The organism is Streptomyces sp. NPDC032198, from assembly GCF_040636975.1.
In the GTDB taxonomy this organism is placed as follows: domain Bacteria; phylum Actinomycetota; class Actinomycetes; order Streptomycetales; family Streptomycetaceae; genus Streptomyces.
Genome location: NZ_JBEZVL010000022.1, coordinates 1 through 16,319, shown reverse-complemented (window position 1 = coordinate 16,319; position 16,319 = coordinate 1). Strand labels below are relative to the sequence as shown.

At 71.5% G+C, this 16,319-nt stretch carries 16 protein-coding genes and 1 riboswitch; of the genes, 5 read left to right on the top strand and 11 right to left on the bottom strand.

Annotation, left to right across the window (positions count from 1 at the left end; genetic code table 11):
* Nucleotides 1-87: 87 nt before the first annotated feature.
* From AB0E78_RS39615 to AB0E78_RS39575, 9 genes are all read right to left on the bottom strand, one after another.
* On the bottom strand, nt 88-525 hold the full coding sequence (locus tag AB0E78_RS39615; protein WP_361843861.1) for a PH domain-containing protein: 438 nt from the start codon (nt 523-525) through the stop codon (nt 88-90).
* Between the two features lie 21 nt (nt 526-546).
* Entirely contained in the window at nt 547-1,395 is an 849-nt protein-coding gene (gene hisG, locus AB0E78_RS39610; RefSeq protein WP_361843858.1) for an ATP phosphoribosyltransferase, read from the bottom strand.
* Between the two features lie 52 nt (nt 1,396-1,447).
* A complete protein-coding gene (locus AB0E78_RS39605; RefSeq protein ID WP_055564821.1) occupies nt 1,448-1,720 on the bottom strand; it encodes a phosphoribosyl-ATP diphosphatase in 273 nt (90 codons plus the stop codon).
* Between the two features lie 35 nt (nt 1,721-1,755).
* Entirely contained in the window at nt 1,756-2,241 is a 486-nt protein-coding gene (gene ribH, locus AB0E78_RS39600; protein ID WP_361843855.1) for a 6,7-dimethyl-8-ribityllumazine synthase, read from the bottom strand.
* A 46-nt stretch (nt 2,242-2,287) separates the two neighbouring features.
* A complete protein-coding gene (locus AB0E78_RS39595) occupies nt 2,288-3,589 on the bottom strand; it encodes a bifunctional 3,4-dihydroxy-2-butanone-4-phosphate synthase/GTP cyclohydrolase II (RefSeq protein WP_361843852.1) in 1,302 nt (433 codons plus the stop codon).
* A complete protein-coding gene (locus AB0E78_RS39590; protein WP_361844047.1) occupies nt 3,586-4,182 on the bottom strand; it encodes a nicotinamide mononucleotide transporter family protein in 597 nt (198 codons plus the stop codon). Before AB0E78_RS39590 ends, AB0E78_RS39595 begins: the two co-directional genes overlap by 4 nt.
* Nucleotides 4,183-4,238: 56 nt before the next feature.
* Nucleotides 4,239-4,874 carry a riboflavin synthase gene (locus tag AB0E78_RS39585; protein WP_361843849.1) on the bottom strand — a complete coding sequence of 212 codons (636 nt, stop codon included), beginning with the start codon at nt 4,872-4,874 and terminating at the stop codon, nt 4,239-4,241.
* Nucleotide 4,875: 1 nt separating this feature from the next.
* Nucleotides 4,876-5,931 (bottom strand): bifunctional diaminohydroxyphosphoribosylaminopyrimidine deaminase/5-amino-6-(5-phosphoribosylamino)uracil reductase RibD, encoded by a 1,056-nt coding sequence (ribD, locus tag AB0E78_RS39580; protein WP_361844044.1) that lies wholly within the window; start codon nt 5,929-5,931, stop codon nt 4,876-4,878.
* Between the two features lie 218 nt (nt 5,932-6,149).
* Nucleotides 6,150-6,280, bottom strand: a riboswitch (FMN riboswitch).
* A 139-nt stretch (nt 6,281-6,419) separates the two neighbouring features.
* On the bottom strand, nt 6,420-7,619 hold the full coding sequence (locus AB0E78_RS39575) for an ROK family transcriptional regulator (RefSeq protein WP_361843847.1): 1,200 nt from the start codon (nt 7,617-7,619) through the stop codon (nt 6,420-6,422).
* A gap of 98 nt (nt 7,620-7,717) precedes the next feature.
* Here AB0E78_RS39575 and AB0E78_RS39570 point away from each other — a divergent pair, with 98 nt between their 5' ends.
* The 4 genes from AB0E78_RS39570 (at nt 7,718) to AB0E78_RS39555 (ending at nt 12,290) form a co-directional block, all read left to right on the top strand.
* Complete coding sequence (locus tag AB0E78_RS39570; protein ID WP_361843844.1) at nt 7,718-8,929, top strand: MFS transporter; 1,212 nt, start codon at nt 7,718-7,720, stop codon at nt 8,927-8,929.
* A gap of 126 nt (nt 8,930-9,055) precedes the next feature.
* A complete protein-coding gene (locus AB0E78_RS39565; protein ID WP_361843842.1) occupies nt 9,056-10,474 on the top strand; it encodes a solute carrier family 23 protein in 1,419 nt (472 codons plus the stop codon).
* A 90-nt stretch (nt 10,475-10,564) separates the two neighbouring features.
* Entirely contained in the window at nt 10,565-11,269 is a 705-nt protein-coding gene (locus AB0E78_RS39560; protein WP_361843839.1) for a DUF5995 family protein, read from the top strand.
* Between the two features lie 88 nt (nt 11,270-11,357).
* The gene (locus AB0E78_RS39555; RefSeq protein ID WP_361843836.1) at nt 11,358-12,290 is read left to right on the top strand and encodes an LLM class F420-dependent oxidoreductase; all 933 of its coding nucleotides are present in this window, start codon (nt 11,358-11,360) and stop codon (nt 12,288-12,290) included.
* A gap of 87 nt (nt 12,291-12,377) precedes the next feature.
* On the opposite strand, the gene AB0E78_RS39550 is transcribed toward AB0E78_RS39555, so the two are convergent.
* Nucleotides 12,378-14,087, bottom strand: a complete 1,710-nt coding sequence (locus AB0E78_RS39550) for an NAD(P)/FAD-dependent oxidoreductase (RefSeq protein WP_361843834.1) — start codon at nt 14,085-14,087, stop codon at nt 12,378-12,380.
* A 57-nt stretch (nt 14,088-14,144) separates the two neighbouring features.
* Nucleotides 14,145-14,933, bottom strand: coding sequence for a carbon-nitrogen hydrolase family protein (locus tag AB0E78_RS39545; protein WP_361844042.1), 789 nt, complete (start codon nt 14,931-14,933; stop codon nt 14,145-14,147).
* A gap of 334 nt (nt 14,934-15,267) precedes the next feature.
* On the opposite strand from AB0E78_RS39545, the gene AB0E78_RS39540 reads away from it, so the two are divergent.
* Nucleotides 15,268-15,918 carry a Repetin gene (locus AB0E78_RS39540; RefSeq protein WP_361843832.1) on the top strand — a complete coding sequence of 217 codons (651 nt, stop codon included), beginning with the start codon at nt 15,268-15,270 and terminating at the stop codon, nt 15,916-15,918.
* The last annotated feature ends 401 nt before the right edge of the window (nt 15,919-16,319 follow it).

The window sequence follows — 16,319 nt, the reverse complement described above, 5'->3', positions numbered from 1 at the left end:
CCCTGTGGACCGGGCGGGCCCGTCAGGGGCGGGGCGGCACACCATGCGTGCCCCGCCACCAGATTAATCAAGACCCAGCCCGAAGCGTCAGTCCTGCGGGGTGTGGGCGTCGGCGAGGGCACGCAGCGCGCGGGCGTCGCTGATGGCCCGCTGCTTGGCGATGCCCGGCTGGATGCCCATGGCGGGGAGGCTGGTGCCGTCACTGAGGTTGAGGAACACCCACGGGTCGCCGGGGCGCAGGTTGACCTGGACGATCTCGGCCCAGGCCAGGTGCCTGCTGGTGGCGATGTTGACGACGGTCACGCCGGACTCGTCGGCGACGACCTTGGGCCTGCTCAGGAGCATCAGCACACCGAAGAGCAGCGCGCCGGTGACGATGAAGCTGATCCGCTCCCCCGGGCTGAGGGCCGGGATGAGCAGGGAGATCACCGTGAGGACCACGAAGATCGCGGCACCCGCGGAGAGCAGGACGACCCGGGTCCGGCTCGGCCGGAAGGTGACGGGCAGGGCGGGAAGCTCGGACATGAGGCGGGATCTCCTGCCGGATCAGAGGCGGCAGGCGTGGATGGCCGTGGTCAGGATGGCCCGCGCCCCGATGGCGTACAGGTCGTCCATGATCCGCTGCGCTTCCTTGGCCGGGACCATGGAGCGGACGGCGACCCAGCCCTCGTTGTGCAGGGGCGAGATCGTCGGCGATTCGAGGCCCGGGGTGAGGGCGACGGCCTGCTCCAGGTGCTCGGCCCGGCAGTCGTAGTCCATCATCACGTACGCGCGGGCGACCAGGACGCCCTGCAGGCGGCGCAGGAACTGCTGCACCTTCGGGTCGTCGCTCTCGGCGCCGGTGCGCCGGATGACGACCGCCTCGGACTTCATGATCGGCTCGCCGAACACTTCGAGGCCCGCGTTGCGCAGCGAGGTGCCGGTCTCCACGACGTCCGCGATGACCTGGGCGACGCCCAGCTCGATGGCGGTCTCGACGGCGCCGTCCAGGTGGACGACGGAGGCGTCGATGCCGCTGTCCGCGAGGTGCTTGGCGACGATGCCCTCGTACGAGGTCGCGACGGTCTTGCCCGCGAGGTCCGCGATGGTGTTCGCCGTGCCCGGCTTCGCGGCGAAACGGAAGGTGGAGCGTGCGAAGCCGAGCGGCAGGATCGTCTCGGCGTTCGCGCCGGAGTCGATCAGGAGGTCCTGGCCGGTGATGCCGATGTCGAGCTTGCCGGCCGAGACATAGATCGCGATGTCCTTGGGCCGGAGGTAGAAGAACTCGACCTCGTTGTCCGGGTCCACCAGGACGAGTTCCTTGGACTCCTTGCGCTGCTGGTATCCGGCCTCATGGAGCATCGCCGACGCAGGTCCGGACAGTGAACCCTTGTTGGGGACGGCGATGCGCAGCATGAGGACGGATTCCTTTGCGTTGAAGGGAGTTGGGGACTGCGGGGTGTACGGCTCAGAGGTGGGCGTACACGTCGTCGAGGGAGATGCCGCGGGCGACCATCATCACCTGCACGTGGTAGAGGAGCTGCGAGATCTCCTCGGCCGCGGCTTCCTTGCCCTCGTGCTCGGCGGCCATCCAGACTTCGGCGGCCTCCTCGACGACCTTCTTGCCGATGGCATGGACGCCCTTGTCGACCAGCTCGGCGGTGCGCGACGTGGCGGGGTCGCCGTTGGCGGCCTTGTGCTGGAGCTCGGTGAAGAGCTCCTCGAAAGTCTTCTTGGACATGATGTCGCTTACTTTACGCGGCTCCTCGGCCCCGTTCACCGCCAGGGTTCGGAGATCGTACGCAGCGTGGTCGCGGTGGCCACGGCCGCGGTGACCGCTTCGTGCCCCTTGTCCTCGCGGGAGCCCTCGATGCCCGCCCTCTCCAGGGCCTGCTCCTCGGTGTCGCAGGTGAGGACGCCGAAGCCGATGGGCACGCCGGTGTCCACCGTGACCTGGGTCAGGCCCTGGGTGACGCCCTGGCACACGTACTCGAAGTGCGGGGTTCCGCCGCGGATGACGACGCCGAGCGCCACGATCGCGTCGTAGCCACGGCCCGCGAGGACCTTGGCGACGACCGGCAGCTCGAAGCTGCCGGGTACGCGCAGGACGGTCGGCTCGTCGATGCCGAGCTCGTGCAGGGCGCGCAGCGCGCCGTCGACGAGGCCGTCCATGACCTTCTCGTGCCACTGGGCGGCGATCACCGCGACCCGCAGGTCTCCGCAGTTCTTCACGCTCAGTTCGGGTGCACCCTTGCCGCTCACGCGCTTCTCCTGGTTCTCGTATGCCGTACTTCTCGTATGCCGGTACTTACTGATTGCCGCAGGCGGACACCTCGGGAGCGGTGTCCAGCCACGGCAGGTCGTGCCCCATCCGGTCCCGCTTGGTGCGCAGGTACCGGAGGTTGTGCTCGCCCGCCTTGACCGCCATGGGCTCGCGTCCGGTGACCTTCAGGCCGTGCCGGATCACCGCGTCGGTCTTGTCGGGGTTGTTCGTCATCAGGCGCACGCTGCGGACGCCGAGGTCGTCCAGGATCCGCGCGCCCGCGCCGTAGTCCCGGGCGTCGGCGGGCAGGCCGAGTTCCAGGTTGGCGTCCAGGGTGTCGCTGCCGCGCTCCTGGAGCTCGTAGGCGCGCAGCTTGGAGAGCAGGCCGATGCCGCGCCCCTCGTGGCCGCGGAGGTAGACGACGATGCCGCGTCCCTCGTCCGTGATGCGCCGCATGGACGCCTCGAGCTGAGGACCGCAGTCGCAGCGCAGGGAGTGGAAGACGTCGCCGGTCAGGCACTCGGAGTGGAGGCGTACGAGGACGTCGTCGCCCTCGCCGATCTCGCCGTGGACGAGGGCGACGTGCTCGACGCCGTCGACGGTGGAGCGGTAGCCGTACGCCGTGAAGTCGCCGAAGGCGGTGGGCAGGCGGACCTCGGCCTCGCGGCGGACGGTGGGCTCGGCGCTGCTGCGGTAGGCGATCAGGTCCTCGATGGAGATGATCGTCAGGCCGTGCTTGCGGGCGAACGGGATCAGTTCCGGCAGGCGCAGCATCGTGCCGTCCTCGCCGGCGATCTCGACGATCGCGCCGGCCGGGCGCAGGCCCGCGAGGCGGGCCAGGTCGACCGCAGCCTCGGTGTGGCCGTTGCGGACCAGGACGCCGCCGGACTTGGCACGCAGCGGGAAGATGTGGCCGGGGCGCACGAAATCGGTCGGCTCGTACGTGCCCGACGCGAGCATCTGGAGCGTGGTGGCGCGGTCGGCGGCGGAGATGCCGGTGGTGACGCCGTGCGCACCGCTCGCGTCGACGGAGACGGTGAAGGCCGTCCGCATCGACTCGGTGTTGTGCTCGACCATCTGCGGGAGCTGGAGGCGGTCCAGCTCGTCGCCCTCCATGGGCGCGCAGATCAGGCCGCGGCACTCGCTCATCATGAAGGCGATGATCTCGGGCGTCGCCTTCTCGGCCGCGATGACGAGGTCGCCCTCGTTCTCGCGGTCCTCGTCGTCGACGACCACGACGGGCCGCCCGGCGGCGATGTCGCGGATGGCCGCCTCTACGGGGTCGAGGGCCAGGTCCGAGGCGTCTTCCTCATGACCCGTGCTGTACCAAACAGGTGCCGCGGTCATGCCGGGGCTCCTTCCGTGACGGGCTGCGAGGACTTCGAGGACACAGTGCGCGACCGCAGCCACCAGTCGCGCATGCCCCACAGGACGAGGGCGAGATAGATGACATACACAAGACCGGAGAAGGCGAGGCCGCTGCTGAACGCGAGCGGTACGCCGACCACGTCGACCAGGAGCCAGGCGAACCAGAACTCGACCAGGCCGCGTGCCTGGGCGACCATCGCGGCGAGCGTGCCGACGAAGATGTAGGCGTCGGGCCAGGGGTTCCAGGACAGGTCGGGGACGGCGGCGAACAGGGCGCCGACCGCGAGGGTGCCGACGGCCGTGCCGCCGAGCAGCACCCCGCGCTCCTTCCAGGTGGCGAACCGGACGGCGATGGAGCCGTCCTGCGCCTGCTGCTTGCCGTTCGTCCACAGCCGCCAGCCCCAGAGGGCTACGCCGATGACGAGCAGCTGCTTGCCGACGCCGCCGGAGAGGTGCGCGGACGCGTAGGCGCCGACGAGGATGACGCCGGAGAGGAACTGGGCGGGCCAGGTCCATATGGAGCGCCGCCAGCCGAGGGCGAGGGCGATCAGGCCGACGGTGTTGCCCACCATGTCGGACCAGATCACGTGCTGCCCGAAGGCCGTGAAGGCTTCGGAGTTGAGCCAGTTCACTTCGTGGCCTCCTGAGCGGGAGCGGCGGCGGATGCGGGGAGGGCGCGGTCGCCGAGCATGCGCTCGACGTACTTCGCGATGACGTCCACCTCGAGGTTGACCGGGTCGCCGGGCTGCTTGATGCCGAGCGTGGTCAGGGCGAGGGTGGTGGGGATGAGGCTGATGGTGAAGTAGTCGGGCCCGGCGTCGACCACCGTGAGGCTGACGCCATCGACGGTGATGGAGCCCTTCTCCACGACGTAGCGGGAGAGGTCCGCGGGGAGCGAGATCTTGACGATCTCCCAGTTCTCGGAGGGCTTGCGGTCCACGATTTCACCCGTGCCGTCCACGTGCCCCTGCACGATGTGGCCACCGAGGCGGTCGCCCACGGCGGTGGGCCGCTCCAGGTTGACCCGCGAGCCCGGGGCGAGCGCGCCCAGGCTGGAGCGGTTCAGGGTCTCGGCCATCACGTCGGCGGTGAACTCGGCGCCCTCGTGCTCCACGACCGTCAGACAGACACCGTTGACCGCGATGGAGTCGCCGTGCTTCGCGCCGTCGGTGACGACGGGGCCACGGACGCGGAAGCGCGATGCGTCGTCCAGGTTCTCGACGGCGGTGATCTCGCCCAGCTCTTCGACGATTCCGGTGAACACTTCAGTGCTCCTTCGCTACGAGGGTCGCGGTGACGCGCAGATCGGGGCCGATGCGGACGGTCTCGCTCACGTCGAGCCGCAACGCTTCGGTGATGGTCGTGATTCCGCCGCCGATGAGGGCGGCGGGGCCCGCGCCGAGCAGGACGGGGGCGAGATAGGCGACGACGCGGTCCACGGCGCCCGCGGCGACGAAGGCTCCGGCGAGCGTCGGTCCGCCTTCGAGGAGGACGGAACGCACCCCGCGCGTGTGCAGCTCGGCGAGGAGGGCCGCGATGTCGAGGCCGCCGTCCGCGCGCGGCAGGCGCACCGTCTCGGCCTCGCTTTCCGCGGTCACGTTCTCGGCGACGGCGACGAGCGTGGGCGCCGCGTCGTCCAGGACGCGGGCGCCGGGCGTCACGGCGGTGCCGTTCGTGTCGACGACGACGCGCAGCGGCTGGACGGCGCCTTCGACGCCCCGCACGGCGAGGTGGGGGTCGTCGGCGCGCTGGGTGCCGGACCCGACGATCACCGCGTCGCACTCGGCGCGCAGCCGGTGGACGTCGGCGCGGGCGTCGGCGGAGGTGATCCAGCGGCTGGTTCCGTCGGCGGCCGCGATGCGGCCGTCGAGCGTGGCTGCGTACTTCCAGGTGACGTGCGGGCGGCCGAGGCGTACGGAGGTCAGCCAGGCGGCGTTGCCCGCCGCGGCCTCCTCTTCCAGAAGGCCCGCCTGTACGTCGACTCCGGCGGTACGCAGTCGCTGCGCGCCCCCGGTCGCGGCGGGGTTCGGGTCGCCGACCGCGTAGACGACGCGGGCGATGCCGGCGTCGATGAGCGCCTGGGCGCAGGGGCCGGTGCGTCCGGTGTGGTTGCAGGGTTCCAGGGTGACCAGGGCGGTGGCGCCGCGGGCCTGTTCGCCGGCCGCGCGCAGGGCGTGGACCTCGGCGTGCGGGCCGCCCGCCCGCTGGTGGTAGCCCTCGCCGACGGTCTCTCCGGAGGCGTTGACGATCACGCATCCGACGACCGGGTTGGGGCTGGTGGAGCCGAGTCCGCGGGCGGCGAGCGTGATGGCGCGGCGCATGGCGGCGCGCTCGTGTTCGTGCGCTGCTGCTGCGGATGCGGTGGCCACCGGGTCCTCCTGCCTCATGGGGCACGGACTCCGGGGCCTGTCGATGACGACAGAACGTACGGACTGCGACACAGGGAGCGTCGCCTGAAACGAGACCTCTCCCCGGGAAACCCGAAAAGACGGGTATCCCAAAAACAAGCCACTCGGCGACGAACACGAATGCCCGCCCGCCGCGCACTGCCTCCCATCCGGACTTTCACCGTCGGTCCAGGAATTTCACCTGGTCAACCGGCCGCTGGAGGCGGCCGGGTCGCGGACTATAACCGCCGGTTCGGAATTACACCGACCCCGGAGTGCGCTGCTTTTGGTACGTGGCCAGTGTGCCACGCCTGATCGAGGCCCATACGGGCGAGCCCCTGTGGCCTGGGTCACAGCGGTCCGTGACGGGGCTCTGACCGGCGGTGACGAGGCCGCCATGGCTTCCGACCGGCCGCCGGGGCTCAGCGCGGGGCGCCGGCCCGTCCACCGGCACCGGCACCGGCCTGGTGCCGCGGGCCGAACAGCTCGTCCTGTGCCGCGTCCCTGGCGGCGAGCAGCGCGCCCCGCAGCACGGCCGAGCCGCCGAGCGCGCTCGCGCGCACCTCCGTGCGCAGCGGTGACATCGCCGCGAGGCGTTCCTCGACGCGGGCGGCCAGCGCGGCGCCGCCCGCGCGGCCCACTTCGCCGCCGAGGACGACGCAGCCCGGGTCGAGGATCGCGGCCACGGCGGCGGCCCCCACGGCGACCCGGTCGGCGACGGCGTCCAGGAAACCGGAGTGCTCGGACTCGACGGCATGGCGCACCAGATCCGCGGCCTCGACCCCCGTCACCAGGCCGTACTCGGCGCCGAGTTGACGGAGCGCGGCGGCGCAGGCCAGCGAGTGGAACCCGCCCTCGCAGCCGGTGGCGGACGGCAGCACATGCGTCCCCGGCACCGGCAGGAAGCCGATCTCCCCGGTGCCGCCGGACGCCCCGCGGCGCAGGGTTCCGTCGAGCATGACGGCGGCACCGACGCCTTCGCCGAGCCAGAGGAGGACGAAGGTGTCGCGGTCGTGGGCGGCGCCGTCACGCTGTTCGGCACGGGCGGCGAGGTTGGTCTCGTTCTCCACGAGGACGCGGGCCGGGAGCCGTTCCTGGAGGGCTCCCGCGAGCCGGCGGTGCCAGGCGGGCAGCGAGGTGGTGTCGCGCAGTTCGCCGGTGGCGGGGTCGATGAGGCCGGGGGCGCCGATGGCGATGGTGTGCAGCCGCTGGACGCCGCCGTCCCGTGCGGTGCGCTCGACGAGGGTGACGGCGCGCTCGACGGCGGGTCCGGTGCCGGTGTCGCCGCCGATGGGCGCGGAGGCCTCGGCGAGCACCGCGCCGAGCAGATCGGTGACGACCACGGAGAGGCCGTCGGTGCGTACGTCGAGGGCGGCGAGGTGCGCCCGGTCGGCGACGATCCCGTACAGCCGGGCATTGGGTCCCCGGCGCTGGGCACCCGCCTCCCCCACGACGGCGATCAGGCCGGAGCCCTGGAGGCGCTCGACGAGGTCGGCGACCGAGGGCCGGGACAGGCCGGTCAGCTGCTTCAACTGGTTGGCCGTCAGCGGCCCTTCGCGCTGCAGGAGCCCCAGGGCGAGCCGGTCGTTGATGGCCCGGGCGGTGCTCGGTGATGCGGGCATGCCGGGGATCCTTCCATAAAGGCGCTATTTATCAGGCAGGGTTCCTGATAGTTTACGTCGCCGTACCGGGGAGACGCCTGGGGAGGGACGGGGAATCGATGAGTGAAGTGGTCCACGACGTACGGCAGTTGAAGCGGGCGCGGTACGCCGTGGCCGCCGTCTTCTGTGTGCACGGCGCCGTCACCGGGTCCTTCGCGACCCGCGTGCCCTGGATCCAGGAGCACACCGGGCTCAGCGCCGGGCTCCTGGGCCTCGCCCTCGCCTTCCCCGCGATCGGCGCCTCCGTGGCGATGCCGCTCGCGGGCTGGGTCAGCCACCGCTTCGGCGCCCGTACGGCGCTGCGCGGGCTGCTCGCCCTGTGGACGATGGCCCTGATCCTCCCCTCGCTCGCGCCGAACCTGCTCACGCTCTGCCTCGCCCTGTTCGTGTACGGCGCGACGGCGGGCATGTCGGACGTGGCGATGAACGCCCTGGGCGTCGAGGTCGAGACCCGCATGAAGAAGTCGATCATGTCGGGCCTGCACGGCATGTGGAGCGTCGGCGCCCTGATCGGCTCGGCGGCCGGCACGGTCGCCGCCCACCTGGGTGCGGACGCCCGGCTGCACCACGCGCTCGCCGCCGTGGCCCTCACCGCGATCGGCCTCGTCGCCTGTCAGGGCGTGCTCGATCTGCAGGCGGAGCCCGAGGACGAGGCACCGCCGCGCTTCTCGCTGCCGCCCAAGTCGGCGCTCCTGATCGGCGCGGTCGGCTTCTGCGCGGTCTTCGCGGAGGGCGCGAGCCTGGACTGGTCGGCGGTCTATCTGCGGGACGTCCTGGACACATCGGCCGGTGCCGCCGCCGCGTCCACCACCGGCTTCACGCTCACCATGGCGATCGCCCGGCTCGCGGGCGACGCGGTGGTGGACCGCTTCGGGGCGGTGCGCACGGTGCGGGTGGGCGGCGTGGTCGCGGCGCTCGGCGGTCTCCTCGTGGTGGTGGCGCCGCATCCGGCGGTCGCCATGAGCGGGTTCGCGCTGCTCGGGCTTGGCATCGCGGTCGTGGTACCGCTGGCGTTCGCCGCGGCCGGACGCAGCGGGCCCAATCCGAGTCAGGCCATCGCGGGCGTCGCCACCATCACGTACACCTCGGGCCTGATCGCCCCCTCGGCGATCGGCACGCTGGCCGACGCGACGAGCCTGGTGGTCTCCTTCGGCCTGGTGACGGTGCTCGCCTGCGGGCTCGCGGTGTTCGCGGGGGTGCTGCGCACGGGCGGCCGCGAGGCCACCCCGGTCAGTCCCGCGGATGCGGCGGCGCCCGGCCCGCGGCCCTGAGCCCCGCCGCGACATCCGCCCCAGCGGGTAGCCCTCCTTACGCCGCACTAACATTGCGCTGATCTTCCAGGTCATTCTCACGGGGTCATCCCCACAGGTCGGGCGCACAGAAGGCGGAACAGAACCATGGATCTCGGCGTGCGCTGGAGACTGCACGGCGACGGGCGCACCCCCGCGCCGGGAGCCGTCGTCCGTCCCGACGAGCGGCTCTCCTGGCCGCGGACCCTCGGGCTCGGCGCCCAGCACGTGGTCGCCATGTTCGGCGCCTCGTTCGTGGCGCCCGTCCTGATGGGCCTCGACCCGAACCTCGCGATCATGATGTCCGGCGTCGCGACGGTCATCTTCCTGCTCGCCACGCGCGGCCGGGTGCCCAGCTACCTGGGCTGCTCGCTGTCCTTCGTGGGCGTGGCCGCCGTCATCCGCGCGCAGGGCGGCTCGTCCGCCACCGTGACGGGCGCGGTCTTCGTGGTCGGCGCGGCGCTGTTCCTGGTGGGTCTCGCCGTCCAGAAGTTCGGGGCGCGGATCATCCACGCCGCGATGCCGCCGATCGTCACCGGCGCCGTCGTCATGCTGATCGGCTTCAATCTGGCGCCGGTCACCGCGTCCACGTACTGGCCGCAGGACCAGTGGACGGCGCTCCTGGTGATGCTGTTCACCGGTTTGGCCGTGGTGTGCCTGCGCGGATTCTTCTCGCGCGTGGCGATCTTCCTCGGGCTGATCTTCGGGTACGCCCTGTCCTGGGCCCTCGACCTGATCTTCGGCAAGATCCACTCGGCGGACGGTTCGGGCAAGGTCGTCGACCACTGGCGGCTCGACCTCTCCGCCGTCGGCAACGCCGACTGGATCGGCCTGCCGTCCTTCCACGCGCCGAGCTTCGAGTGGTCGGCGATCCTCGTCGCGCTGCCCGTCGTCATCGCGCTGGTCGCCGAGAACGCCGGGCACGTCAAGGCCGTCGGTGAGATGACCGGCGACAACCTGGACGGCAAGCTCGGCACGGCGATCTCCGCCGACGGCGCCGCGTCCATGCTCTCCACCGCGGTGGGCGGCCCGCCCAACACGACGTACTCCGAGAACATCGGCGTGATGGCCGCGACCCGTGTCTACTCCACGGCCGCGTACTGGGCCGCCGCGGGCTTCGCCCTGCTCTTCGGGCTCTGCCCCAAGTTCGGCGCGGTCGTGGCGGCCATCCCCGGCGGCGTCCTGGGCGGCATCACCGTCATCCTCTACGGCATGATCGGCCTGCTCGGCGCCCAGATCTGGATCAACGCCGGGGTGGACCTGCGCAATCCACTGAACCTCGTCCCGGCCGCCGCGGGCATCATCATCGGCGTCGGCGGCGTCTCCCTGAAGATCTCCGACAACTTCGAGCTGAGCGGCATCGCGCTCGGCACGATCGTCGTGATCACCGGCTATCACGTGCTGCGCGCCTTCGCCCCGCCGCACCTCAAGTCGCAGGAGCCGCTGCTCGATTCGGGCACGTCCACATACGACGAGGCCGAGGACGGCGAGAGCGCCGACGGCGCTCAGCCGCGCGCCACGTCGTAGGCATGGCACACACGGTCGCCGTTCCCTCGTTCTGGGGACGCGACCGGTGCGGTGGCACGCGGACAAGCCCCTGACTGGGACCCTGCCACCATGGCGCAGCTGGAGCGGTTCGCGGAGTTCACAGGCTCGGCTCACGGGATTGACGACGTGGTGTCGCGGATGCGCGCGCTGGGCGCCGGTTTCCCCTCGGGGGACGGGGTCGGGGTCTTCAACCGGGTCTATCTCTCCGTCACCGAAGAGGTCGCCCGGCACCTCGACGGCGGCCGTTTCCCTGACACCGGAGCCGCTCTCACGCTGGACGTCCTGTTCGCCGAGCGCTATCTGACGGCGGTCGAAGCGGTGGCCGCCGACCGCAGGCCGCCCGCCTGCTGGCGGCCGCTGTTCCAGCTCCGGCGCCATCCCGGTGTACGCCCCCTGCAGTTCGCACTCGCGGGCATCAACGCGCACATCGGGCACGATCTTCCGCTGGCCGTCATGGACGCCTGTCGTGCGCTCGGCTGCGAACCGGCCGACCTGGAGGACGAGTTCGACCGCGTGGGCGACATCCTCGTCTCGCTGGAGGAGAGCATCCGCGAACAGCTGATGCCGGGGCCCGACCTCTTCCAGATCGCCGACCCGCTCACCCACCTGCTGGGCTCCTGGAGCCTGGAGCGGGCCAGGGACAGCGCCTGGGCGACAGCCCTGACGATGCGGGCGCTGGACGGACTGCCCGCCGTGGCCGAGGAGTTCCGGGAGCGCCTGGACGGAGCGGTCGGCCTGGTGGGGCGGATGCTGCTCACGCCCCTGGCGGACTGATCCGGCCGCTCCCCCGCTCGCACCGGGTAACTCCCCGCCGATCGCTGTACGTTGAAGGCAGTGACCCCGGATGCGAAGGAGCACCAGCATGGCCACACGACTCGGGCTCAGCCTCCCGCAGGGCCGGCAGTACAGCATCGGACGTGACGTCCCGGCCGTCGCCCGCGCGGCGGAGGGCATCGGTTACGAGAGCCTGTGGGTCTACGAACGCATCCTGTTCCCCGAGCCCGCGACCCAGGGTCTGTACGGCATCGAGGGCCTGCCCTGGCCCGACTCGTACCGCTCGGTCGCCGACCCGCTGGTCACGCTGACCCTGGCCGCGGCCGTCACCGAGCGGGCCCGCCTGGGTACCAGCGTCCTGGTCGCCCCGCTGCACGTGCCGTTCCAGCTGGCGCGCTCGCTGGCCACCCTTGACGCGGCGAGCGGCGGCCGGGTCGTCGCGGGTCTCGGCACGGGCTGGTCCCACGACGAGTACGCGGCAGCGGCGGTGGCGCCCTTCGAGAAGCGCGGCAAGGTCCTGGACGAGCTGATCGACGTCTGCCACGCGGTGTGGGGCCCGGACCCGGTGGCGTACGAAGGGGAGCTGACCACGATCGCTCCCTCGGTGGTCGGCCCCAAGCCCGCGCGCCCCGTCCCGATCCTGCTGCCCGCCAACAGCCCGCGCGCCCTGCGCAGGCTCGTCGACCGCGCCGACGGCTGGATGCCGGTGGGCACGGGCGCCGGAAAGCTGGCGGAACAGGCCCAGGCCCTGAAGCAACTGGCCGCCGAGCGGGGCCGCACGGAACCGGTCCAGAGCGTCATGCGGGCGAACGCGCGGTACACGGCGAAGGCGTACGAGGGCGAGAAGCGCGCCCCCTTCCAGGGCAGCGTCGCGCAGATCGTCGAGGACCTGGAGGCACACGCGTCGACGGGAGCCGTGGAGGAGATCCTCATCGAACTCCAGGGCAGCACACGGGACGCCGAAGAGCTGAAGGACCTGGCAGCGGAGGTGTACGAGGCGGCGAGGGCGGCCGGGGTGTAAAGAGCCCAAAGGGGCGCGGGGAACTGCGCGACCGGCCACAACCGGTCAGCGGACTCCCACGCGCCCCAGGTGAGACGGCGCTCCTGATCAGTCCTCCGGCAGTTCCACCGGGGCGATCTCGTCGTACACATCGCCCGGCCCGGGGTTGGTCGCATCGGTCGCACCACCGAAGTGGTGCATGACGCCCCACACCGCGTTCAGCGCGGTCTGGACCGCGCCCTCGGCCCATCCCGCCGTCCAGGAGATGTCGTCACCGGCGAGGAAGATACCCCGCTTGTCCTCGGGCAACGTCTCCTGCATGAAGTGCGTGAACAGGCGCCGCTGGTAGCGGTAGTGGCCCGGCAGGTTCGCCTTGAAGGCGCCCATGAAGTAGGGCTCGTTCTCCCACGACACGGTCACCGGGTTACCGATGATGTGCTTGCGGATGTCGACCTTGGGATAGATCTCGCCGAGCGACTTGAGCATGACCTCCATGCGCTCGTTCGCCGACAGCGGCAGCCACTTCAGGCTGTCGTCGCACCAGGTGTAGGAGAGGCAGATGACGGCGGGCTTGTCCGGACCGTCGTCGAGCAGGTAGGTCCCGCGCGTCATGCGGTCGGTGAGCGTCATCGACATGACGTCACGCCCGGTCGGGTTCCCCTTGTCGTCGACGGCCTTGTCCAGCCAGAACGGCCTGTCGACCGGCACGAACAGCTTGGAGGACTCCATGTAGTGGGTCCGCTCCATCGCCGTCCAGTGGTCGATGGGGAAGAGCGTGTCGTCACAGGCGATCTTGGAGAGCAGCAGCCAGGACTGGGCGGTGAAGATCGCCGCCTGGTACGTGCGGATGTCGCCCGAGGAGTCGGTGACGGTGACGCGGTTGCCCGCGGTGCGGTCCAGACGGGTCACGGCGGGCTTGGGCAGACCGCCCTCGTGCAGCGAGCTCAGGGACGTGCCGGGCGCCCAGTGCACGATCTTCTGCGGCTCGCGGTCCCACAGGCGCAGGGGAAGCTGCTGGCTGCCGCCGACGATGCCGCGGTGGTGGTCGTCGGCCTCGGTGTAGACGACGCGCAGGATCTCCAGGATGGAGTTCGGGAAGTCGGTGTCCCAGCCGCCTGTGCCGAAGCCGACCTGGCCGAAGATCTCGCGGTGCCGGAAGGACTTGAAGGCCTCGGACTCGCAGAGGAAGCCGTAGAAGGTCTGGTTGTCGAGCTTCTCGACGAGCTTGGACCAGATCTCGCGGATCTTCGGTACGTCGCGCTCGCGCAGGGCGCGGTTCATGTCGGAGAAGTCGGCGCCCTCCTCCAGGCAGGAGTTCCAGGCGTTCATCACGTCGCGGTAGACCTGCGGCAGGTCGTCGACGGACGTCGCGTAGTGGGACTCGCCCTTGAGGTCGACGACCGTCGAGGGGGTCGACTCCGCGAGGGGGTTGGGGAACGCCTGGGTCTTGAGGCCCACCAGGTCGATGTAGTGCTGGAGCGCCGTCGAGGACGGCGGGAAGCGCATCGCGCCCATCTCCGCGGTCAGCGAGGGGTCGCAGCCGTCGAAGCCGACGGTGCGCAGCCGGCCGCCGATCTGGTCGGCCTCGTAGACGACGGGCTTGAGGCCCATCTTCATCAGCTCGTACGCCGCGATGATGCCGGACAGGCCGCCGCCGATGACCGCGACCTCCGTGCCGTGCTCGGTCGCGGGTATCTGGCCGAGGCCCGCCGGGTGGGCGAGGAAATCGTCGTACGCGTACGGGAAGTCCGGACCGAACATGGTGATCGGCGGCTGCGCGTCGGTGTGCTGGACGGCGGTGGGCACCGTGGACGTCATGGGGTACGGACTCCTTGCGGGAACGGCAGGACAGAAGAAGAGGGGAGCTCGGGGGCGTCAGACCAGGGACGCGTACAGACCCGGGCGGCGATCGCGGAGGTAGGGGTTGGCCTCGCGCGACGCGGCGAGGAAGACGGGGTCGGCGTCGGCGAACACGAGCTGCTCCTCGCGTCCCGCCCGGACGCGTGCCACCCCGTCGGGACCGGCCAGCGTGGAGAGCCCGACGAACTCGAACTCCCCTTCCTTGCCGACCCGGTTGACGTAGGCGACGTACATCTGGTTCTCGAAGGCCCGCACCGGTACGACCGACTCGGCGACGAACTGGAAGGGGTGCATCTGGGCCGTGGGCACGAGCAGCAGATCGGTGCCCGCGAGGGCGTGCGCGCGGACGTTCTCCGGGAACTCCACGTCGTAGCAGATCATCAGGCCGATCCGCAGACCGCCCAGCTCCGCCTGTACGACGGTCTGCTCACCGGGGGTGAAGGAGTCGCGCTCGAAGCAGCCGAAGAGGTGGGTCTTGCGGTAGTTCGCCAGGCGCTCGCCGTCGGGGCCGATCAGCTGGACGGAGTTGAAGACCCGCTCCCCGTCCCGCTCCGGGTAGCCGTAGGCGATCGCGACGCCGTGGCGTACGGCGGTCTCGGCGAGCGCGGTGGCCGACGCCCCGTCGGCGGTCTCGGCGAGGCGCGCGACGTCGTCGCCGATCGCGTACCCGGTGAGGTACAGCTCGGGCGCCACGAGAAGACCGGCTCCCGCCGCGGCGGCACGGCCCGCGGCGTCGTCGAGCGCCTTGAGGTTCTCGGCGACGGAGCCGAGCTGCCCGGAACTCTGGAGCAGGGCGGTGCGCAGCGCAGGCATGGCGGATCCTCGGGGCGTACGAAGGGGCAGGTGGGGTCCGTTAGACCGTACGGTCGGCGGCCCTGCCCGGACAAGGCGCGAGCGTTGCGGGCAGATGCGTGATCCGTTGCGCGTACGGGGCCTCCGGCGGCGATTCGTTGCGCGGCGGCATGGGACCGGAGCCGTAGCGCTGTCCACCGCCGGGCGCAGGGCGCGCGGGGGTGATCCCCGCCGCACGGCGGAGGCGGAATGCCGACCCTGGCCGGACGTGCCGGGACCCCCTGCCGCGAGACCGTGATCTCGCCCGGAAGGACCGGGTGAACGGCACTTCGGACGGAGGCTCCCTGTGAGCCGCAACGCACTCAGCCGGATCACCGACAGCCGCCTGACCAGCACCCGCAGCCGCGCGATCGCCCTCGGCACCGCCCTGCTGATCTGCGCCGGAGCCGCGGGGGCGGCCGTGGCGTCGGACGACGGCGGGACACCACACAGGGCCGCCTCGCAGGCCTCGCAGACCTCGCAGGCCTCGCAGACCCACGCCCGGGAGGCCGCGGCCCTCACCGGCACCGCGAAGCTCTACCGCAAGACCACGGAGGACGTGACGTTCACCTTCGACGCCCATCTGGCCAAGCGCCACACCATGCGCCCGGACAAGGCGACCGGCACCTTCCGCTTCGTCCACCTGGACAAGCCGGGCGGCAAGGGCGGCTGGGCGAAGGGCCGCATCGACTGCCTGATGACGGGCGGCAAGGTCGCCACGGCCACCGGCATCATCACCGCGTCGAACCTCAAGGGCATCAAGGGCGGCCGCGTCGGCTTCTCGGTCCACGACCAGGGCGGGCACGACCGCGTGGGCTACAGCTGGGCCGCGGTGGGCGGCCCCGACGGGACCAAGAAGCTGCCCAAGTGCACGAGCTCGGCCCCCTTCGAGAAGGTCAGGAAGGGCACCGGCGACTTCGACGTCAAGCCCTGGCACCTCACGTACCCGACCAACTGATCACGCAGGGTCCCGCCCGTACGGGGGTCGGGCGGGCCCGGCGTCTCCGCCCCACGAACCACCCGTCTCCGCCCCACGAACCACCCGTCCCCCACCGCGCGGCGGAGGGGGTCCGCCCCCTCACGCACGATGCACCGTGCCCCGGCCCACGGGAGTGTGGATCACGCCCGGAGGGACCGGGCGGACCACAGCCAGACGGGGGCTTCCCATGCACCGCCGTTCCACCTTCATCCGAGTCGTCGCCGTGGGCGCCGCGTTCCTCGCGCTCGCCGGAGTCGCGGGCTCCGCGACCGCGACCGCGTCGGGGGGGGGGGGGGGCCCCCCCCCCGCCGCCCCCCCCCCCCCCGCCCCCCACCCCCGCCCCCGCCCCCCCCCCGCCGGGCCGCCCGCACCACCCCCCC